The 21,027-nt window shown below is 35.8% G+C and carries 19 protein-coding genes; 11 read left to right on the top strand and 8 right to left on the bottom strand.

Going from position 1 to position 21,027, the window contains the following annotated elements; translation table 11 throughout:
- The first annotated feature begins 179 nt into the window (after window positions 1–179).
- Entirely contained in the window at window positions 180–473 is a 294-nt protein-coding gene (locus T537_RS0104100) for a hypothetical protein (protein ID WP_031556465.1), read from the top strand.
- Between the two features lie 4 nt (window positions 474–477).
- Here the strand turns inward: T537_RS0104100 and T537_RS0104095 are convergent, their stop codons facing one another.
- The 8 genes from T537_RS0104095 to T537_RS0104060 form a co-directional block, all read right to left on the bottom strand.
- A complete protein-coding gene (locus tag T537_RS0104095; RefSeq protein ID WP_051637157.1) occupies window positions 478–1,194 on the bottom strand; it encodes a hypothetical protein in 717 nt (238 codons plus the stop codon).
- Window positions 1,195–1,251: 57 nt separating this feature from the next.
- The gene (locus tag T537_RS0104090; RefSeq protein ID WP_031556462.1) at window positions 1,252–1,605 is read right to left on the bottom strand and encodes a hypothetical protein; all 354 of its coding nucleotides are present in this window, start codon (window positions 1,603–1,605) and stop codon (window positions 1,252–1,254) included.
- Window positions 1,605–2,522: a ParM/StbA family protein gene (locus tag T537_RS0104085; protein WP_027105270.1), complete on the bottom strand. Its 918-nt coding sequence runs from the start codon at window positions 2,520–2,522 to the stop codon at window positions 1,605–1,607. Before T537_RS0104085 ends, T537_RS0104090 begins: the two co-directional genes overlap by 1 nt.
- Before the next feature lie 18 nt (window positions 2,523–2,540).
- Window positions 2,541–2,918, bottom strand: coding sequence for a DUF6262 family protein (locus T537_RS0104080; protein WP_027105271.1), 378 nt, complete (start codon window positions 2,916–2,918; stop codon window positions 2,541–2,543).
- Window positions 2,918–4,807, bottom strand: coding sequence for a tyrosine-type recombinase/integrase (locus tag T537_RS0104075; protein WP_031556460.1), 1,890 nt, complete (start codon window positions 4,805–4,807; stop codon window positions 2,918–2,920). Before T537_RS0104075 ends, T537_RS0104080 begins: the two co-directional genes overlap by 1 nt.
- On the bottom strand, window positions 4,798–6,714 hold the full coding sequence (locus tag T537_RS0104070; RefSeq protein ID WP_031556459.1) for a tyrosine-type recombinase/integrase: 1,917 nt from the start codon (window positions 6,712–6,714) through the stop codon (window positions 4,798–4,800). Before T537_RS0104070 ends, T537_RS0104075 begins: the two co-directional genes overlap by 10 nt.
- 142 nt (window positions 6,715–6,856) lie before the next feature.
- Window positions 6,857–7,969: a tyrosine-type recombinase/integrase gene (locus T537_RS0104065; protein ID WP_051637156.1), complete on the bottom strand. Its 1,113-nt coding sequence runs from the start codon at window positions 7,967–7,969 to the stop codon at window positions 6,857–6,859.
- Window positions 7,970–8,009: 40 nt separating this feature from the next.
- Complete coding sequence (locus T537_RS0104060) at window positions 8,010–8,243, bottom strand: hypothetical protein (RefSeq protein ID WP_031556457.1); 234 nt, start codon at window positions 8,241–8,243, stop codon at window positions 8,010–8,012.
- Window positions 8,244–8,890: 647 nt separating this feature from the next.
- Between T537_RS0104060 and T537_RS0104055 the strand changes: the two genes are divergently transcribed.
- From T537_RS0104055 to T537_RS0104010, 10 genes are all read left to right on the top strand, one after another.
- Complete coding sequence (locus tag T537_RS0104055; RefSeq protein ID WP_031556455.1) at window positions 8,891–9,628, top strand: hypothetical protein; 738 nt, start codon at window positions 8,891–8,893, stop codon at window positions 9,626–9,628.
- A gap of 82 nt (window positions 9,629–9,710) precedes the next feature.
- Window positions 9,711–12,044 carry an EcoAI/FtnUII family type I restriction enzme subunit R gene (gene hsdR / locus T537_RS0104050; protein WP_031556453.1) on the top strand — a complete coding sequence of 778 codons (2,334 nt, stop codon included), beginning with the start codon at window positions 9,711–9,713 and terminating at the stop codon, window positions 12,042–12,044.
- 1 nt (window position 12,045) lies between these two features.
- Entirely contained in the window at window positions 12,046–12,552 is a 507-nt protein-coding gene (locus T537_RS12350) for a hypothetical protein (protein WP_051637155.1), read from the top strand.
- Window positions 12,553–12,581: 29 nt separating this feature from the next.
- Window positions 12,582–14,057 (top strand): type I restriction-modification system subunit M, encoded by a 1,476-nt coding sequence (locus T537_RS0104040; RefSeq protein WP_031556449.1) that lies wholly within the window; start codon window positions 12,582–12,584, stop codon window positions 14,055–14,057.
- Window positions 14,054–15,514: a restriction endonuclease subunit S gene (locus T537_RS0104035; protein ID WP_031556447.1), complete on the top strand. Its 1,461-nt coding sequence runs from the start codon at window positions 14,054–14,056 to the stop codon at window positions 15,512–15,514. The genes T537_RS0104040 and T537_RS0104035 overlap by 4 nt, the downstream gene beginning before the upstream one ends.
- A gap of 19 nt (window positions 15,515–15,533) precedes the next feature.
- On the top strand, window positions 15,534–17,552 hold the full coding sequence (locus T537_RS0104030; RefSeq protein ID WP_031556445.1) for a DEAD/DEAH box helicase: 2,019 nt from the start codon (window positions 15,534–15,536) through the stop codon (window positions 17,550–17,552).
- Window positions 17,542–18,189, top strand: a complete 648-nt coding sequence (locus T537_RS0104025) for a DUF2290 domain-containing protein (protein WP_031556443.1) — start codon at window positions 17,542–17,544, stop codon at window positions 18,187–18,189. Before T537_RS0104030 ends, T537_RS0104025 begins: the two co-directional genes overlap by 11 nt.
- Window positions 18,190–18,202: 13 nt before the next feature.
- Window positions 18,203–18,619, top strand: a complete 417-nt coding sequence (locus T537_RS0104020; protein ID WP_051637154.1) for a hypothetical protein — start codon at window positions 18,203–18,205, stop codon at window positions 18,617–18,619.
- A 37-nt stretch (window positions 18,620–18,656) separates the two neighbouring features.
- Entirely contained in the window at window positions 18,657–18,920 is a 264-nt protein-coding gene (locus T537_RS0104015) for a hypothetical protein (RefSeq protein ID WP_031556439.1), read from the top strand.
- Between the two features lie 28 nt (window positions 18,921–18,948).
- Entirely contained in the window at window positions 18,949–20,943 is a 1,995-nt protein-coding gene (locus T537_RS0104010; RefSeq protein WP_031556438.1) for a hypothetical protein, read from the top strand.
- Window positions 20,944–21,027 lie beyond the last annotated feature (84 nt).

The following is a 21,027-nucleotide window of genomic DNA, read 5'->3' as shown; positions in this document are numbered from 1 at the left end:
TTTATGAAGGAAGAAGATGGAATGGGAGTTATCGAGGTAGTTTTAATAATTATTGAGAAGTACTTTATCTCTTATTCATTATAGAATCTGTAGAAAGAATATATCTTATATCTGTTTATCTATTTGTTATATCCATCCTATCAATCAATATGTCAGTATCAATAAGAAGGGAGTCTTATATGTTTACCTATAAAGAGTTACATCTCATTGATAAAGGTTATTTCAAGGTGCTTAGATATCCTGTAGAGGATAACTTCATTGAGATTCAAAGTAAAAATACTAGAGATTCATGGATCATTCAAAAAAGGAATATCGCACTTTCTGAATATCCTATTGTGCTATATCATAAGCATCCAGGCCAGAAGTATTATCACAAACACTGGCAATGCTATAATGTAAAGCAGAGTATCTCGTCGATAAAATCTCATGATAGATATAGTCTTCATAAAAGGGTGTATTTGAAGTATTTATAACTAGTTATTTTTCTGATTCTGTTATAGCTGCTTCTAGAAGCTTTGACAGATTAGAAAGTTGCACTTTATAGAAGGATATATCGTTGTTTGAGGATTCCTTTTTCTGTTCTAGTACGTCAATTCGCGCATACCAAAACTTTATAGCAAGTTGCAAATAGTTATAGAATTCATTAGGAGTAGATATATCCTTTACTCCTGAGGCAATAAGTTCTTCTATTAGTTTGTTATCATTAATCCCATAAAAGAGATGGCAAAATTCTTTAGTCGAGCCTATTTTATCCAAGAAATCTGCAAGTTTAGATTGGTTACTAATATACGAATTCTTTGTGCCTCGATTTACTATTGGAGCACGCAAGCCGTTATAGTATGCATTTATAAGCCATATAAAGGAGTCAAATCTATCACAGGAAAACTGACCTTTGACCGTGTTTAATCCACCGGTTTTAGGTAATATGCTTATATTTATCGGAGAATATAGTAGCGAATCAAGTAGTTCTTTGAGTCGACTAAAACAATCCACGTTTTTTACAATGCTACCTAGTAATGTGTAACGTTTTTGCGGTTGTAATTTAACATTAAAGCAAACATCACCATTTACATCGATTGAGATGCCGTTATAGGTGAGATGGTGGTTCTTGCCGTTGGTCTTAAGCTTATTTCCATAGAAAGATTTATAAAACTTCCAAGCTGTTTGGTCTGAATCATTTTGTGGCATTAACATATAGGAACTCCTTAAGTTGGATCTTTATTGTTTGTATACAATTTATTATACCTCCTATTAAAACGAAAGTATATCAGCCATTACATCGCTGATGTTTTCGTCTGTAGCTGGTTCTGGGGTATCCCATGTTTCGGGACCGGAGGAAACACAAGAAGAAGGAATCGCCTCTGAAGTTCCCGAAGCAATGGTGATATTTCCACCAAGCCTTGCTACGATTTTGTCTGCTAGTTCATCAAGTGGCAGTTCGTTTGAGGAATGGTTGTTATGACGCTCTGCAAGTTCATACAGAGCTGTCACAACCATTTCATTAGCACTGCTAAAGCCATATTCGGCATAGTTTGAAATTGCCTTTATTGCCACCTGATCTTTGTGTGTATCATAGAATCTGATGGTTTTGGCAAAGGATTTCATTATTTTAATCCTCCGTTTCGTATCTGGTAACGAATAAGGTCTTCATAGCCTTTCGCGTTAATGTGAACATCATCAATTACAGTAGCCTTTGGATATTTCTCAGCATCAAGGAAGTTCTTAATGATTGTGGAACCTCCACCGATAAAGATAAGCTGAGTTGTATCAAGGTTGAACTGTAAAGCACGAAGCTGTCCCATAATGTCTTCCACGTAGGTTTTAAGGTCGTTCTGAATGACTGTAAGATACTTAGGTGGAAGATCAACGCTTGAACCGGTAATCATTACATCCTTAAGTAAGATTTCATCTGCTTCACCGTTAAACTGCTCTCTTAGGTGTTCATTGATTTTGTGCATACATGTAATGGTTCCAAGAGAAAGGCTCTTACAGTTACCAGCATCAGCTTTTCTCTCACGGATAGGCATGATATCAATCGTCCAACTTCCAATGTCGATAACAACAGCAAGTCTGCTGAATTTGTTGATATAGTTCACGATTCCGGCATAGCCCTGTGGATATACATTTACACTTAAAAGGTTGATGCTATAGGTTACATCTTCATACTTGAAAACAAGTTTACGATTGCGTTTGTAGTAATCAAGCATAGGTTCTTTTTCGGCTCCCATACGTGTAAGTGGTACACCTACACCAAGATGAATGTCAGCCTGAGTCATGCCCTGCATCTTAAGTTCTTCTGCGATAGCAGCTTCGGTGAGAACAAGCATGTCCTCGTTATTCATTTTAGATTCCTGAATGGTAATCTTAGGATTGCCAACTGAATAGAATCCCTCATTTGTTTCAACCACCATGCTTGAAATAGGTGGCTTTGTGGAATGTTTAATCACTCCACTAGAAAATACTTTGTGGGATGTTTTTGTGTTACCAAATCCAACGTCTACTCCAATAATTAATTCACTCATTTTAAAATCCTCTCTTTCTTATAAATTGTTAACTAGGTCAAATTCTGAAGAGCTTTTCTTTTTAAGCTCAGCAGTTAATGTTTCAATGTTCTTTTCTAAAGAAATAATCTTTAGCTTTAGTAACTCGTTTTCTCGTCTGGTAGCTTTTAGAAGAGACTCTTCTTTTCTGTTAATAAAGACTTTTCCGATTTGTAAGGTGATAGCATTTGTAAGTGCTTCGTGAACATCTTTATTTTTGTAGAAGTAGTCTCTAGAAAAGCCAGTGCGTCTTACAAGTTCTGCGACAGTGACTTTTTCGCCATCCTCAACCATTTCCGAAATTGTGGTAAGGGAAAGGTTTAGCATAGCTTCAGATCTGTCGTGATTGCTTTTTACCATGTTTGTGTAGTTTGCCATTAGTTCCAACCTCCTTTGTATTTATTAATGGTTTTGTCCTTTTCTTCTCTAAGTTTTTTAGTGCCTTCAGCAAGGACTTTACTTGTCATTTTGCGGTAGTGCTTAACAGATGAAGTATTGGCATGTCCAAGTAATTTGGCAATAATAGAATCATCAAGTCCCATATCACAAAGTCTTTTTCCATAAGTCTTTCTGAAAAGATGAGTACTTACAGTAAAGAGTTCTCCGTGGTCATCACGTAAGTCGTTTTCAATAATCATGCACTGTACTCGGTAATACATTGCTCCATAGGTTATAGGCTTATCAGGATTATTGTCGTCAACAAAGATATAATCTCGTGGACCGTAATGTGATGTTGTGTATGCAATGGCACTTTCAATTATATTTTTAATATCATCGTTTATAGGCTTTCGATAACTTCTGTTAACTTTGGCCTGATGAATGGTGATGTATAAGTGTCCGTTTTCATCTTCTCTTATACAATCCGTTCTTAAGGTAAGTGTCTCAGAGATTCTGCAACCTAAGATTTCATGAAGAATCATTAATCGTCCGGTCTGAGGATCTAGAGTTTTAAATCCACTATTTAAAGTTTCAAGCTCGCTATCCGTATAAAAGCGAAAGACTGGAATATTGTTCTTTGGAATATCTTCAGGGAAGAATAATTTCGTAAGAGAATATTCATCTATTACAAGACCTATGGTGGCTAATATGTTCTTTAGAGATATAAGCTCTGTGCGATAGTTCTTGCGTCTAGTATCTTCCGTATTTAGGTAAATCAAGTAAGATTCAATTATCTCTCGATCAATTTCGGCAAAGGATTCTATTTGTGGGTAATCCCTTGCAAGATATTCGGTGAAAACATTAATTACATGTACATCATTTACTGCTGTTCTTGCAGAAACTTCCTTGAGACGAAAGAGAATAGCTTTCTTTGTTTCAGCTTTCATTTTGTCTTGAAGGATGTTCTCAAAATTGATGCTGGCAATTGTGTTAACCGGAGGACGCCTGACAGGAAAATCAAGCCTATCCAATATCCATATATCATCCTCAAAATGGAATAATCCGTCATCATAGGTAAAGTAAGAAAGGATGGTCTTTAGGTACTTAAAAAACGGATGTATCTTTGTTTCTGGATGTAACTTGTTTCTCTTATTACTGGTAATGGTTAAAGGTATCTGATGCTTCATAGCCCAAATTTTATATTTTCTAATACAGCTATCTTTGTCTAAGTCATATAAAGACTTGATGGATGGATAGGTATCGCATAAAAAGTCAGCTATGTGGCCAAAGCATCGTCTTTCATTGGTAATACTGGTAAAAGATAATTCCTTTCCCCTTGCAGTAATGAATTCTCGAAATTCTTCTATTAAGGATGACGGCAATACATTTAAGTTGAAGAAGTACTCTGGATGATAATGTGCGGAGGTTTGCTTCTTCTTTGGAACGTCTTTGTAGCAGTCAAGGTCTCTATAGAAGATGAAATTGTCCTTAGGTAAGCAATAAAAATGTGCTTGGCTTATGTAACGAATAGCAGGATGCAGGACAAAACCATCTATCTGCTTTCTTCTAGGATTAATATTTTTGTCATGGAGAAAGCCAATCATTCTTGCAGTAGCTGATTCAACATCAAGGTCTAACATAGATTCAAGATCCGGATAACAGGTGGATATGAATTCAGCAAAGAGCATGTAGCTTCTACGGTCTATGTAAAGACTTAAAAAGGTTAGTGTGTTCCCTCGCTCTAAGATAAAAGGAGCTAACTGTTCTTGGAGAGAAAGCGTTGGAAGTAGGCTTAAATCGAAGCCATACTCCGGTTTGTAGTAGTCGGATTTTAAGTCTTTTTCCGTTAGGTGCTTATAGCTGTTAAATTCTTTAAATTTTAGTTCCATTGAATGTCCTCCTTATTTTTGGTAGCGAAGTATTCTTCGTTTAATTTGTCTATCTTATTTGGTAGATGGTCGATGTAGTGCTTGGTCATGTCTTCACTAGAGTGTCCTAAGTATTCTCTGATGCACTGAATATTGGCACCATCGTTGTAAAGCTCCGTGGCAAGTGTGTGTCTGTAGCCATGGGGTTTGAACTTATAGGTTTCAGATATTCCATACTTGTCAAAGAGAATATTCATCTGCTGTCTAAAGGTTCCGGAGCGGTAAGGCCCAGTGGTATGTGGAGCCTTAAAAACATATTCATCTGGAGCAATATTGTTTCGATTGATGTATTCTGTCATCAGGTCGTAAAGCTCTGTTGGTATAGGGATTCGTTTTTCTCTTTTGGCTTTGTTCTGATAGATCAAAAACCAAGCGGTTGAGCCATCAAAGAGGTAAGCATTTCCTTTTATTGTGCAGACTTCATTTACTCGAATACCTAAACACCAAAGATTTAAAAACATTAATCGAAGCTCCTCAGGGAAGTATCCAAGTACCTCGAAAACTTTTCTTTGATCTTCCTTTGAAACGGAAATGTCGTTGTGTTTGTAAACCTCAAATCCTCTGTATTTTTCAAAGTGAAATCTAAGAGGCTGTATACATTCTTTTGCTTCTAAGTAGTAAATGAATTTAGAAATCTCACCTAGGTGCGAATTTATAGTTGCAACACGGACATCTTTTCTTTGCAAGTAATTGATGTAGTTTTCAAGGTCTGCCTTTGTAAGCTTAGTAAGGTAAATGCCATTTTCATCGAAGTAGAAAAGCATTCGCTTTACATTGTTGTAAATCATGTAAATAGATGTAATTGAAAGTCTCTGAGAAAGACCAAGTAGGTATTTCATGTAGTCTTTCAGTAAATCAAGGTTTTCTGTTATTTCAACATCATCAAAGTAGAATGCTTCACGTGGATTTGAAGGATTTACTCTTCCTTCTGTAAAGGAAAAGCGCTCTAAAAACCAAGCGGATGCATCCCAATCAATTGATGGTGCATTTAAAAATGTAAACTTTCGTATTCGCTTAAATGCAGCTCTAGAACATGTGGTGCTCTTTATTGGTAATGTATTTAAGTACTCTATAAATCCTTCTACTTCAGCATTTGTAACCTTTGAAATATCATCAATTTCATGCTCAACACAGTATTTGTATAAGTACCAAAGCGGAGTAATACGATTCTGAAGAAGCATGTGTGTAGTTACTTTGTCTCCGTCTTCAAGGTCGTATTTTAGTAATGCAAATACCTGACGCTTTAAAACCTCAGAAACATTGAGCGAAAAATCAAAGAAAAGCGGTTCCTTTACCTGCGTATATTCAAACTGCTTTGCAATCGCAATGTTCGGATGATATGTAAGGTAAATAAGCTTGTTCTCATAGCGAAGTACATGTGGATGTAAATCGTTCATTGACTGCTCAATGGCATATAGCTTTGCTCTATCGATGATCTTTATATATTCGATTCGCTTTGCTACAAAGGTGTTTGATATGTAGCGTTCAAACTCTACTCTGTCGACTGCATCAATATCAGCTAAGTCGGTGATGTTTCGTAATGCAAGGAAGAACTCCAACTTGTTTCGCTTGGCTCTGTCCTTGATGACTTCTTTTAACTCAGGAAAAGACTTTCCTCTTAAGCGGATTATCATTTCAAGAGCTGATGCAAAGTGAGATTTCTGAGTATCTGTAATTGTTGTACAAGTTAAAACCATGTTGTAGAAATCAATTGCAGTATCAAGGTCTACGTCATCTAAGGAAGTTATTCTTCGACTTAGTAAGAAGCCCTCAATTAAATCAATACCGGTGGCTTCTTTGTATCCAGTGCTAATGATTTCCTCATGGACGTAAGAGTATTCAATTTGAGCTATTTTCAGTGCGCCCATAAGGCAATCTCCTTTCGTGTAATGTTTTTCTTTAGGATGCTTAGCTACTACTCTTGGCTGTAAGAGAATCTGTCAAGCCGGGGTAAAAATATCAGTAGGTAGGCTTTACAGATGAACGAAAGCCATATCATAAGTGGGCATCCTAAAGGAAGTCGTTAATGTCGACAAACTTCATAGATTCAACAAAGTAGTTGTCGTTTGCTTCGGCAAGTTCGTCATCTTCAACATTTAAGTAGGCTTCTGTAGTAGCAATGTTTTTGTGCCCTAAAGAAGTTGAAATCTGTGCCATGTCCCAACCAGCTTTTCTACGCTCGTTAGCAAAGTAGTGTCTAAGCATGTGGGAATGTCCGCTAATACCACATCGCTTTTCGAGTCTTTCAAATAGGGAATTTACTCCACTTAAGGTAAGGGGCTTTCCCTTGGAAGGACCGCTTTCAGAAACAAATAGGTAATCTGTGTTTTTGCGAAGCTCGGTCGTATCAGTTAAATAAATCATGAGAAGATCAAATGTTGAGTTTGAAATTCTTGCTCCACGTTCTTCTGCATACTTTGCGTAAGCTCCGTTTGGGTTTGTTTCTCTGTAGCGAACAAATACTTTCTTGTTTTCAAAATCAATGTCTGTCGTATATTTAATTCCTAAGATTTCACCGATACGAAAACCGGTTTCTTCCAAAAGAAGAAGTAAGAGCTTGTCTCTTTTGGTTCGTGCTGATGAAATCAAAGTGTGTAAATCATCTTCTGTAATACTCTTTGCATGATGTTCTTCTCTGGGAAGATATCCATGAAAAGTCTTTACTGTCTTTGCATACCGAAGTCCAATGGAGTTGGTATATACAAAGGTGGAATCTCTAAGTACCTTAAGTGCAGTGCCGTTGTCATATTCGAGGATTACGAAATCGTAAAAATCGAAGATGCTTCTTAAGTAGTCGTTTGCTGTGTTGTTGTCAGGACATTTGCCTGATGTAGTGTGTCTGCCTGCTCTTATAAAGTGTAGGTAGCTTGTGAAATGCTCCTGCTGTTCAAAAGCAGAAAGCTCAAGCACTTTGTTGATGGTAAGCTTGTTGTCTTCAAGGTAGTTGAGATACCAGGTAAGCTTAAGAGCGATGTTCTTTAAAGTCTTTTTCTTTCTGCCAAGATTCTTTTTGAATTTTAGATACTTGGTAGGAAGTGGAACAATTGAGTTGTTGGAAGTGTCGCGGATGATAAAGTACACGATTGTTCCATTAGAAACTGAATCAACGATGTATCTGTTCAATCCGCATCACCTCCCTTCTCAATCATTTGCGAATCAGAACCTACGCTGATAAGTCATCTTCTGTGAATGGCTCATATCTTTTGCTTATATCAACGCGATTAATCATATGGACTGTTTTGTAGACGTAGCCAAAATCCATGAGATCTAAGTAAAGCTGGCCGTTTTCTTCCTTTGTGACGAAGCCATACTCATCAGCAATGGAATTCATTTCATCCATTGATAAATTGGTAAGCTCACAAAACTGCTTTGGTGTAACCCAAATGTGTCTAAGCATATGTGTGCCCTCCTTTCTTAAAATTTGTATGTAAACTCCAGTTGGAGTTGATACCAAAAGTTCTTAAGTGATATCACCTGCGGATATCATGGACGAAGTAATAAGAGTGGATGCTGTATTAAGTAAGCATTTACAAGTGATTGCATCCGATTTACTTCTTATCCATCTACCTTATATTTGGACCGAGTCAGAACCGATTACTAAAAAACTCGTGTAAATTTTTAAAATAAATTTCAAAAAAATATATGGGCTTATGCCCTTTCATAAAACATATGGGACAGTTCAGGTCTGAATCTGCAGAAATCTATCCCTCTATATACATTTGGGGGTCTAAATCGCTCATTACTAAACTGAAGCCCAAAATTTTTTCTTATACCCTATATATGGGTTGATATTTCATTGATTACTAAAAATAAACCAGAGTTTTTATAGAATATAGAATAGGATATATTCTATATATCTTTTATTAACATTATACACAGAAAATACAGGAATGCAACAATAAAATATATTCTAAAATGCAATAGAATATATTTTAGAATATAGAAAGGCACATTTGAACAGAGTTTCGAGTAGAAATAAAATATATTTTAATGGGACAAAATATCGATTCCGTAGTATAATAGAGCTTAAATGGAGGATTACGCATGAAACGAAGTGTAGAACCAGATTTTAAGTTTGATAAAGATAAATTCGGCGAAGCATTGATGGCTGCAATTGGTACAAGAACTGTCGCGCAGTTTTCAAAGGATGCAGAAATAAGTTATGCATACTTAAGTAAGTATAAGAACCTGCGCGAAGATAAAACGCCAACACCGCAGACATTAAAAAAGATAGCCCTTGTATCACAAGGCCCATCTTATAAAGAGCTTTTAGAAGCTGCCGGATATGATTCAGATAAATATGAAGATGATGATATCAGTGCGACTATGGTAAATAGTGAGTGGTCACCAATGAACACTCTTCTACCAACACTTTGTAGAACTAGCTTCAAGTGGCAGTTTGTAAGTGATGGAACAGCCGGTGCACCACTTTGCGCAAAGATTGAAGGTGCACCATTTGAAAGTTGGTACTTCATTCCGGTAACAAAGGATAACGTAACAAAAGAAGATATTCTTGGAATCCTTGGAAGTAAAGAAGCTGAGGTTATCAGTCCGGATTCAAAGGTTACATTCCTTACAGCTAGTGAAGACGTTTTCAACCAGATAAAAGACATTGAATTAAATCTTATATCGCTAAGAATATCTGTAGCACTTGTAAATAAGATTGATGGATTGATAGGAGAAGAATGCTATCTGCAAACTAGTGTTGAGGTTACAAAAGAAGATAAAGGATATGTTTTAACAAAAACAAGCTCTGAAAAAAATGTGCCATTATCTTTATAGGAGTCCAATATATGGGACACTGTTAGTGGTTAAATTATTGTGAAAAAGTGTAGAACGTGTGGAATGCGTTAAGGAGGGTTATATGACTGTTTTAAGTAAAAAGCAGATGTCTGAAGAAGACATTAAGTTAAATTACATAACACCCGCGATTCAAAAAGGGTGGAGTGGTCATATTACAATGGAGACCAAAATTACAGATGGTCGAATTAACTTAAGGGGAAATATGGTCGCAAGAAGTAAGCCAAAGTACTGCGACTATATGCTTTATTTGAATACAGGAAAACCAATCGCTGTTGTTGAGGCAAAAGATAATAATCATACAGTTTCTTTTGGACTTCAGCAGGCAATTACATATGCACAAATGATGGATTTGCCATTTGCGTATAGTTCCAACGGAGATGGTTTTTATGAGCATGATTTTTTAACAGGTAAAGAACGTCAGCTTTCTCTTGAAGAGTTTCCAACACAAGAAGAACTTGTGGAGAGATTTTATCAAGAAATGAATGGTGGCGCAGGTATTACAGAGGCTGAAAAGAAGATTATTAATCAGCCGTACTACTCTAGCCAAAGCACGTATCCACCAAGATATTATCAGCGAAATGCTGTTAATAGAACAGTAGAACGTATTGCAGATGGACAGGAAAGATTATTGTTGGTTATGGCAACGGGTACAGGCAAAACATATACTGCTTTCCAGATTGTGTATCGATTGCTTAAAGCAAACTTAAAGAAGCGTATTTTGTATTTGGCTGACAGAAATATTCTTGTGGATCAGAGCATCCTTCAAGATTTTGCGCCTTTGGAAAAAACAATACATAAGGTGGATTTCGCTCACGATGATATTCAAAAAATCATGTCATATGAGGTTAATTTTGCCCTTTATCAGCAGATGGTTGGCCAAAATGATGAGGAAAGATTCAAGTTTTTTCCGGCGGATTTTTTTGATCTGATTATTGTTGATGAGTGTCATCGTGGTTCAGCAAAAGAAGATAGTAATTGGAGAAAGATACTTGAATACTTTTCGAGTGCAACACAGATTGGTATGACTGCAACTCCAAAGGAAAGTGAGAAAGTATCAAATATTGATTACTTTGGAGATCCCGTTTACACGTATAGCCTAAAGCAAGGGATTGAGGACGGATTCCTTGCGCCTTTTAAGGTTATTAACATTACAACTAATATAGGTGAAGGCTGGAGACCTTATAAGGGACAGACAGATTTATATGGAAATGAAATCGAGGATCGAGTTTATAACAATAAAGATTATGATTATAACATTATTCTCGAAGATCGTATTAATCAAGTGGCGGATGAGATAACAGCATATCTTAAGAGCACAGATCGTATGCAGAAAACGATTGTATTTTGCGCAAATGAGCTTCATGCAGAGCTTATGAGAAATGCTTTGTGTCAGTTAAATCAAGATATGGTAGCGAAGAATCCAGATTACTGTGTAAGAATTACGGGAAGTGATGATTTTGGTAAATCAAAATTGGATTACTTTATTTCAGTATCATCACCTTATCCGGTTATTGCTACAACTTCTGAACTACTTTCAACAGGTGCAGACTGTAAGATGACAAAACTTATTGTTTTAGACAAGATTGTTGAGAGCATGACGACATTTAAGCAGATCATTGGGCGTGGAACTAGAATCCGCGAAAAAGAAGGAAAGACCCATTTTGTAGTAATGGATTTTAGAAATGTCACTAGATTATTTACTGATCCAGATTGGGATGGTCCGATCGAGCAGGATGAAGGATTTAAACCAGGCTCTGTACCAAGAACTCCGTATGCAAAACCGGGTGAGAAGCCACCAATCATTATTGACCATGTTGAAAAACCTATTGTAGATAAAGATGGATGTCGTGTAAAGGTAATTAATAAGACTGTTTCTGTATATGATGCAAATGGAAAGCTACTTCGGCAGGAAGATATCATTGATTATACGAGAACAAACATAAAGGGTGAGTATGCCTCTTTATCTGATTTCATTCGTAAGTGGAAGGCATCAGATAAAAAAGAGGAAATTGAGAAATCATTTGCAGAAATGGGCATTGATTTAAAAGCATTAAAAGAAAATCAGGGTATGTCGGATGTAGATGATTTTGATTTTATTTGTTATGTGGCATACGGTCAGAAGCCCCTTACAAGAGCTGAAAGAGCTAATAATGTTAAGAAACGTGATTTCTTTTCAAAGTATTCTGGAGACGCACGAGCTGTTCTTGAGATACTTTTGGATAAGTATATGAATCAAGGCATCAGTGAGGTTGAAGATATTAAGGTCCTTTCATTAGCTGATTTTGAAAAATATGGAAAGCCAGCAAAGATAGTTAAGCTTTTTGGGGGCAAGGTACAGTATGATCAAGCAATAAAGGAATTAGAAGATAATATATATGCAATTGAGGTGGGATAAGATGAGTAGAACAATTTCGGAAAAAAAGGTTTTAAAACAACTAAAGATAGAAGATTTTAGACATCTTAGTAAAGATACGGTAATGCGCTTTGCCTCATCTATTCAGAAAATGGATCCGGAAGTGGCAAAAAAGGCATTAGAGCAGTTTCCTAATTTTGCCAATGCAGTAAAAGATGGTGTCGCTCAGTATAAGGAAATTGCTGAGAATGTGATTAAAAGTGGTGATAAGAATCATGATGCACTTATTGCAATGATTGATGCTGAGAATCAGCAACTAATAAAAATGCTAGATGAAAATGAACTAACGCTTGAAGAGAAATTTCAGATTATGGATCGATTGGATAAACTTCAGGATAAATTGTCTGCTGCAAATAAGGAAATGCGCATGTATCGATTAAAGGTAGCGGGTGGTGTTTTAACTGTTATTGGTGTGGGAATTCTGACTTTAGCGACAGTGTTAGGTGGAAATTCAGAAATGTCTCAATTAGATAATAACGATATAGTATAAATGCGAAAAGAGGTAATTAAAAAGTGGCAATGCAGTCAGGCTTTATAAAAAGAATAAGAGATGTTATGCGTATGGATGCGGGTATTAACGGAGATGCGCAGAGAATTGAGCAGATGGTATGGATGCTTTTTTTGAAGGTATATGATGCTAAGGAAGATGATTGGGAACTGAATGAGGATTATTATACATCTATTATTCCGGAAGAATGTAGATGGCGTAATTGGGCGCAGGTAGATGATAATGGTCATGCGATGACGGGAGATACGTTACTGAACTTTGTTAACAATACGCTTTTCCCAACATTAAAGGATTTAGATGTAACACCGGATACTCCTGTAAAGAAGGCTATTGTAAAGTCTACCTTTGAGGATGCCAACAACTATATGAAGGACGGTGTATATCTTCGTCAGGTCATTGATATTATTGATGAGATTGAATTTGATGATGTGAAGGAAAGTCACGCTTTTGGTTTTGTTTATGAAGAGATTCTTCGTGACTTACAGGCTGCCGGATCTTCCGGTGAGTTCTACACTCCCCGTGCCGTAACAGATTTTATGGCTCTTATGATACAGCCTAAACTTGGTGAGAAGATGGCTGATTTTGCATGTGGTACAGGAGGCTTTATTACATCATGGCTCGGGCAGTTACAGAAGCAAGTAAAGGATACAGCTGCACAGAAGCAGTTTGATGACAGTATCTATGGTATTGAAAAGAAACCTTTCCCTTACCTTCTTTGTGTTACCAATATGCTCCTGCATGATATAGAAGTGCCGAATATCTATCACATGAACTCTCTGAAGCATAACCTTCTTGATTATACAGACGATGACAAGTTTGATGTTATTATGATGAATCCTCCTTACGGTGGTCATGAGGATAAGTCAATTCAGGGATTCTTTCCGGATGACCTGGCTTCATCTGAGACAGCGGATCTCTTTATGTCAGTTATCATGTACCGTCTGAAGAAGAACGGCAGAGCTGCGGTTGTTGTTCCTGATGGATTCCTATTTGGTCTTGATAATGCAAAAGTAGCGATAAAGACAAAACTTCTTACAGAGTTTAATCTGCATACCGTTATCAGATTGCCGGGATCCGTATTTAGTCCGTATACATCCATATCAACGAACCTTCTGTTCTTTGATAATACTAAACCGACGGGCGAAACATGGTTTTATAGAGTCGATATGCCTTCTGACAGAAAGCATTTCTCAAAGACGAAGCCAATGGAGCTGAAGCATTTCGATGATGTAATAGCTTGGTGGAATGACAGAAAAGAAATTGAACTTGAAGATGGACCGAAGGCAAAGAAGTATTCAACAGATTTTCTTGTGAAGGATCAGGGATGTAATATTGATCTTTGTGGATTCCCTCATGAGGAAGAAGAAGTTCTTGATCCTCTTGATACTATTAGAAATTATCAGGAAAAGAGGACTACTCTTAATGCCGAAATAGACAAGGTTCTTGCTGAACTTGAAGCCTTACTTACGGGAGGTGCTGTAGAATGACACCTGAACAATTAAAGGCAAGTATTTTACAATGTGCCATTCAGGGCAAATTGGTAGAACAGAAGACAGAAGATGGCACTGCGGATGAGTTTTATCAGCGTATACAGCATGAAAAACAACAGTTGATTAAGGTCGGTATAATCAAAAAAAATAAAACCAATGAAGAAATATCTGCTGATGAATATCCTTTCGATATTCCGGAGAGCTGGAAGTGGGTATATTTAAGAGATGTTGCATATATAAATGGTGGATATGCCTTTAAGAGTACCAATTATACGACAGATGGAGTTCGTGTTGTAAGGATATCAGATTTTAATGAAGAGGGTTTTATTAATACAAAGATAGTCAGACACCCATATTCAGATGATTTAAAGTCGTACCTATTAGGCGAAAAGGACATTCTCTTATGTATGACCGGAGGAACAGTTGGAAAGAGCTATTTTGTTGAGAAATTGCCTGAGAAGATGATGACCAACCAGCGTGTTGCAACGATAAAGTGTCTATGCGATATAAATGAATATGTCAATTATGTTATTCTTTCACCAATAACACAAAATGTAATACAACTAAGTAAAAATTCTACAAATGATAACATTTCAATGGACACAATTAATGGGTTCTTTATTCCTCTTCCCCCAGAGGCTGAAATGACTCGAATTATCAATAGATTGAAAGAGGTCTTGCCATTTGTTGACCGCTATGCCGAGGTTTATGAGAAGCTGGAACAGTTTAATGCTAAGTTCCCGGAGGATATGAAGAAGTCTATCCTTCAGTATGCTGTTCAAGGCAAATTGGTGGAGCAGAGACTGGAAGAAGGAACGGCTGAAGAATTATATCAGCAGATACAAGAAGAAAAACAAAAACTATTAAACGAAGGAAAGATTAAGAAGGAGAAAAAATTAGAAGATATTTCTGATTTTGATATACCATTTGATATACCAGATTCATGGAAATGGATAAAGGTAGGGGAATTATCATCTAAAGTTACAGATGGAGAACATAAAACCCCACATAGAGTGAAGAAGTTTTGCGGATATTATTTATTATCAGCAAGGAATGTTTTAAATGGATCTATCAGGCTAGATGATGTTGATTATGTTGACGAGGAAGAATATAAAAGAATATCAATGCGATGTAACCCCCAAGAGGGTGACATTTTGTTATCGTGTTCTGGAAGTGTAGGAAGATGTACTTGCATAAGAGATAAAAATAAATATGTTATGGTTCGAAGTGCTGCAATGATTTCGCCTATTTTGATAGACTCAAAATACTTAATGTATGCGATTCAATCTGAGTGTGTTCAGATGCAAATTAGGGAAAAAACCAAGCAAACAGCTCAAGCGAATCTATTTCAGGCGGCTATTATTAATCTGGTAATTCCAGTACCTCCGGTTAAAGAGCAACGGCGTATTGTTGATAAGATAGAGGAATTATTACCCTTTTGCGAAAAACTATAAGTGAGGAGAAATGTAAAACATGCGAATTTATGGAGAATACAATGGCTTATCACAAGAAGTTATTGATCAAATTGAAAAAGTAAAGGATTTGTTGACCCAGTACTCGGATGAAGAAATTGCTTTATACTATGGATATCCAATTATTGAAATGGATGGCAGTACAAATGTTATGAAATCATGTATTGTGTCTAGAAATGGCATAATAGGATTATATGAGTCGGATGAAGAAGCAATGGTATATAATAGACATTTTATGAAAATTATAATGTCTAGTAAATCTCTTAGTCCTTTGTATTTTGAAGGTAATGCTGTATATGAAGGTGTTAGGTTAGGTGATTTGTCGAAAATCAAGGAAAAATTAGATCTTAAACCATTATTCACGATTCAAGTTTACAAAGAAACAAATGGAATTATACAGAATTTCTATGGGTTAAATGGTAAAGATGATAGGTCATTAAAAAAAGAAGATTCACTTGGTTCGGTTATAAAAAAGAGAACGAACGATATGAATATGTTGGATCAGAATCAGTTTAATGGAATATACAACAGTATTAGTTCTCATATGCGTATAAGAGGTCTGGCAGGAAGTGGGAAAACCATACTGCTTGTAAAGAAAATGGCTTATGAACATTTTAAACATCCGGAACTTGAATTAGCGTATGTTTTTTATACAAAGTCTCTTAAACAGTATGTAAAGGAATTGTTTAAACTCTATTATAAAGACTTTGAGAAATACAAAGAGCCAGATATGTCCAAAATTCATATTTTACATTCGTGGGGAGGAAGTGAAATGAAAGGCTTCTACTCTGAAATATGCGAAAAAAACGATGTAAAATGTAGAAATTATCAAGGGGCGTATTTATTAAAAGGTGGAACTGATGATAGATTTGCAGCTGTATGTAATGAAGTACTTGAAAAAACAGAAAAACAGGGATTGGTTCCATTGTATGATTACATTTTTATAGATGAGGCACAGGATTTTAAATTACCATTTTTCATTATGGCAAAAAAATCGCTTAGGTATACAGGAAAAATTATATATGCGTATGATGAACTTCAGAGCTTGAATAGTTCAACAGCGATTCCGGCTAAGAGTGAGATTTTTGGAAGCGAAAAGTGTGAAGATGTTGACTTAAGTGTATGTTATAGAACGCCAAAGGAAATATTGGTAACAGCTCATGCTTTAGGATTAGGAATTTATAAAAAAGATAAGGATGGAAATCCCGATATAGTAAATATGATGGAGGATTATTCTATTTGGAATGCAGTAGGATATAAAACCGTTGAAGGAACGTTGGGATTTGGTTCGCCGGTTGTGTTAGATAGAAGGGATGTTATAGATTATAAGCCGGACAAATGTGTTGAGTTAATTGCGGTTGACGAAGAGAAGGATCAATATGCGCATGTTGCAAAGGAAATAAAAAGATTAGTGAATGAGGAGGATATACTACCAGAGGATGTATTAGTGATTGATCTGTCCGGTTTAAAATTACAAGATAATTTTACGGAATTTAGAGGTGAATTGAGAAATGTTTGTGGTGAAGATGATGAGATACAATCGCATCTTGTAAATAAAGATAATGCCCTGAAGTTTAAAAGAAACGGTAGTATTACATACACAACTATTTTCAGAGCTAAAGGTAATGAAGCCAATATTGTATTTGTAGTAAATGCTCATAAAATGAGTAATATGGCTACATATTCAAGAAATAGATTGTTTACGGCAATGACAAGGGCAAAATTTAAAACATATGTTTATGGCGTTACGGGTGATGTTATGACTTCTTTTTGCGATGAATACGAAGAAGTAAAGAAAAATGGTTATAAGTTAGCATTTACATATCCAACACGAGAAAAGCTTAAACAAATGCAATCAATAGCAAAAATTGAATCTGAAAAGATGGATGCTGTACAAAAGGTATATAAGGATGTTGGTGATGATTCATCAGTAATAATTGAAGTATTAAAAGAACAATTAGGTGTTTCTAATATAAGAGAGTTAATTGAACATCTGGAAAAGAGTACAGATGACCAATAAAAGTGAATTTAAAATTGTATCAGAACAATTTTTGCTAATGAACGATTTGGTAAAGGATATAGATATTATCAATATTGTTGCTAATTATAAGTCGACAGAATATGAAGTTGGGATTAATACAGATCATTTTAAATATCATAACTATAAAGAATTGTTTGATAGTACACTGAGGAATGAAAAGTACACAATGTCTTTACTTGATGATTCTATGATTGCTATGAGTTATATTTTTGATGATAATGGAGATATAATTAAGCATAATCTTTCTTTTTTGCCAAACTATAAATTTGATTTATATCGAGATGGTATGGAATTTGAGTATGAGGAGGAAGATGCGGATATTTCGGATGAATTATTTGCGAAAAGGATAAGCAATTATATTAGAATTGATTATGATGTAAAAGGAAACCAAGAATATCATCATTCTCTAGTGCATATGCATATTGGGGTTTTCGAGTATAGTATAAGATTGCCTTTCAAGCATGTGGTATATCCATATGAATTCTTATATTTAATATTTAAATATATATATCATTTAAATGATGAATGCTTGCAAAAAATAGATTGTCAGTATGAAAAAGATATAAAATTAACTGCTAATGAATTGAGCAAGTTTAAAATGGTATATGCTGAATAGGGGGAAAAGAAGAATGCAAGATATCGCAGTAATTGTGAATATAATATTGTGTATTTTATCATTTGCTTTGGCAGCTATATCTGTTATAACCGTGATAGTAACTCTTAAGCAAAACAATAGAATGATTGAGAGTACAAGTAGACCGTATATTGCGATATATACACAATCAATAATTACAGGTGAAAAGCCTTATTATTATTTGGTGATAAAAAACTTTGGGAATTCAGCAGCTCATTTTATAAAATTTGATTATGATGTAGATTTGACAGGATGCTTCAATATAGAAGCTAATAAGGATTTTTTGAAACAAATAGAAAAAACTGTATTGGCCCCAAATCAATCTCGTATTTGCATGTTCAATTATGAGGCAGTTCCAGATGTAATTAAGTTTGAATATGAGTATAGTTCCGTAGCGCAAAAAGCAGATTGATAATATTTCCGATAAAATATATGTAATCAGAAAGATCTTGGCAAAAATATCTGATGCGGAGGACAAAACAGATTATATCCAATTTCTACGGATAGTATATAAAGTTTCAGTTGATGCGAGCGGTGTGAAAAGCCTCCTGAAAAAGATTGAAAAATGGTATAATTACAGAAATGAGATAGTACATTCCATGTTCCATAAGGACATTGATGAACTTAGGAATGGCTACAAAAAGCATGTGGAAGAAGGATTTGAAATGGCAAGATTTTTGGACAATCAGGTAAAATCATTGAGAAGAGCCTAAAAAATAAGTTATTGGAGGGATGTAAGATATGGCAGATGATAGAACTCAAAAACTAGCAGAGTTTTATAAACAATGTGTTGATAGCGGATACACTGACATGTTTGATGAAAAGCAGAGTCTTCGTGCAAAGGTGATAGCAACTGATCTTGGCTTAAAATACGGTAAAATTGAGAATTTTTTTGCTGAGGCGAAGGAATGTTTCGATGCGCTTGAAACTGAAAAAAAACAAAATGAGGAAAATGAAAAGAAGCGAATTGAAAGGGAAAGTGTCACTGGTAATCTCATTGTGACATTATCAAGCGCTAAGAAAGACGGTGCGCGCGGAGAAGAGATTCTCAAAATATACAGAAGACCTGATGGAAGCGTATACAGCACATCGACTGATAACTCAAAAGCGGAAGGTGTCCCAGAAATAAAACTCAATCATGGTGGCGCGTTAGCGTATTCTTATAATCCATCCAAGACCATATTTACTGGGGCTGCAAGTGGTGGTATTGCTATGGGAGGATTTCATCAAACCAAAGCTACCATGTCTGAAAAAGTATCTATGAGTGGAAAGGGATACATCACAGCAGGAAAGATGTCTGTTTATAGAATCATCATCGAGTCTTCAATGGCGCAGAAATTCAAGAGAAATCCTGCAATTAAAAAGTATGCCAACAATAATGTAATTGAATGCTTTCAGGAGGGGGGCGTTTATACAGAGCTTGTACATGATAGCGGTGTGATGTCCCAGGTTTCAAAATCTGCGTACGGAACTATAGAGATGGCTAGTAAAGCCCTTGACGAACAGCGTAGATCGATGACCGAGTGTAAAGAGATATATGAACTTCTGGTAGATATTGTTTCTGGTAATTATCCTTTGTCTGACAGAGAGAGTTACCAAAAGGCTACAGGCTTACTTCATGAAGGTGCATCCATTGGTGAAATACAAGAAGCCATAAAGATTTTTGAAAGTATATCCGATTACAAAGATTCTGCGGAAAAGCTCATGGAAGCAAAAGAAGCTGCCATATTAACGAAAGAATCCAACACAAAAAAGAGAAAAAAGTCATTTATTATAGTTGCAATTGCAGCTGTTGTAATTGTAGCTGCTATTACAATCGGCTCATTTATTTCAAAGAAAATAGCAGCTGATAAAGAAGTAGCGAATGAAGCACTATATGAGAAGTATTTAATAAGTACAAGGTATTACAAGATTGTAGATGGAAAGCCAATTGAAGTTTTTGCCTTTGATAGTGAAAAAGGACAAATGACAGATTTTCATAATTACAGCGTTGAACGACAAGGTTGGAAAGAACCGTATGAAAAAGAATGGAGTTTTATATCAGCATCAGATGAAGAAGCAATTATAAAGATTGGGGAATACGAGTATATTTTAAGAATTGTTGATGAGGTTCCAGAGCTACAGTCAAGAGATAAGGACTGGCTACCGCCATTTGTTTGTATGACTTCTGAAGAGTTTGAATCCGTTGCTTCAGAGTATATTGCAACTACAAATGCTGAGGAGATGGAGAAAAAGTATCAACAGGCAGTAAATTACTATAATAATCAAAAGCTTGATAAAGCAATAAAACTTTTCAACGAGATTGGCGATTACAAAGATAGCCAGAAGCTGTGCCTTATAGCTGAGGTTATAAACAATATAAATCAGCTGGATTATAGCAAGGAAGACAACTATTTTGAAAAAAATAAGGATAGCTATACAGAGCTGACAGATGATGAAATAGCGACATCTTTAGTTGGTAAATGGTCTGCGAGATGGATAAGCTCTTCTAAAGAATATGAATTTGAATCGGGTGGCAAGTATAAGACAAACGGTAAATATCCTGCACATGGTAGAGTATACTGGAAGGCCGATAATGGACTATGCACAGCATATGACGAAAATTTTGAGAAGTCGACAAGATACGTAGTGAAAAAAGTAATTGATGACGAAATGACAGTTTATGCATTTTACGCGGCTGATGATGAACCTATTACAGGTGGAAAGCTGTCGTTCGTAGCTATAAAGCAGGACTAAAAACAACGATTTAAAGGAGAAACAAGACATGGGATTTTCTAGAAAGCTAGGACTGATAGCCTCGATGTTGATGATGGCATGCAT

The organism is Lachnospira multipara LB2003 (genome assembly GCF_000702205.1).
Lineage (GTDB): Bacteria > Bacillota > Clostridia > Lachnospirales > Lachnospiraceae > Lachnospira > Lachnospira multipara_A.
The sequence above is the reverse complement of the archived record's forward strand: the minus strand, read 5'-3'. Positions and strand labels throughout refer to the sequence as shown.

Coding starts and splice junctions, on each gene's coding strand:
- T537_RS0104060 (WP_031556457.1), bottom strand. CDS start 8,243: ATGCTTAGACACATTTGGGTTACACCAAAGCAGTTTTGTGAGCTTACC.
- T537_RS0104075 (WP_031556460.1), bottom strand. CDS start 4,807: ATGGAACTAAAATTTAAAGAATTTAACAGCTATAAGCACCTAACGGAA.
- T537_RS0104030 (WP_031556445.1), top strand. CDS start 15,534: ATGCGAATTTATGGAGAATACAATGGCTTATCACAAGAAGTTATTGAT.
- T537_RS0104020 (WP_051637154.1), top strand. CDS start 18,203: ATGCAAGATATCGCAGTAATTGTGAATATAATATTGTGTATTTTATCA.
- T537_RS0104010 (WP_031556438.1), top strand. CDS start 18,949: ATGGCAGATGATAGAACTCAAAAACTAGCAGAGTTTTATAAACAATGT.
- T537_RS0104085 (WP_027105270.1), bottom strand. CDS start 2,522: ATGAGTGAATTAATTATTGGAGTAGACGTTGGATTTGGTAACACAAAA.
- T537_RS0104040 (WP_031556449.1), top strand. CDS start 12,582: ATGCAGTCAGGCTTTATAAAAAGAATAAGAGATGTTATGCGTATGGAT.
- T537_RS0104080 (WP_027105271.1), bottom strand. CDS start 2,918: ATGGCAAACTACACAAACATGGTAAAAAGCAATCACGACAGATCTGAA.
- hsdR (WP_031556453.1), top strand. CDS start 9,711: ATGACTGTTTTAAGTAAAAAGCAGATGTCTGAAGAAGACATTAAGTTA.
- T537_RS12350 (WP_051637155.1), top strand. CDS start 12,046: ATGAGTAGAACAATTTCGGAAAAAAAGGTTTTAAAACAACTAAAGATA.
- T537_RS0104090 (WP_031556462.1), bottom strand. CDS start 1,605: ATGAAATCCTTTGCCAAAACCATCAGATTCTATGATACACACAAAGAT.
- T537_RS0104055 (WP_031556455.1), top strand. CDS start 8,891: ATGAAACGAAGTGTAGAACCAGATTTTAAGTTTGATAAAGATAAATTC.
- T537_RS0104025 (WP_031556443.1), top strand. CDS start 17,542: ATGACCAATAAAAGTGAATTTAAAATTGTATCAGAACAATTTTTGCTA.
- T537_RS0104095 (WP_051637157.1), bottom strand. CDS start 1,194: ATGTTAATGCCACAAAATGATTCAGACCAAACAGCTTGGAAGTTTTAT.
- T537_RS0104100 (WP_031556465.1), top strand. CDS start 180: ATGTTTACCTATAAAGAGTTACATCTCATTGATAAAGGTTATTTCAAG.
- T537_RS0104070 (WP_031556459.1), bottom strand. CDS start 6,714: ATGGGCGCACTGAAAATAGCTCAAATTGAATACTCTTACGTCCATGAG.
- T537_RS0104035 (WP_031556447.1), top strand. CDS start 14,054: ATGACACCTGAACAATTAAAGGCAAGTATTTTACAATGTGCCATTCAG.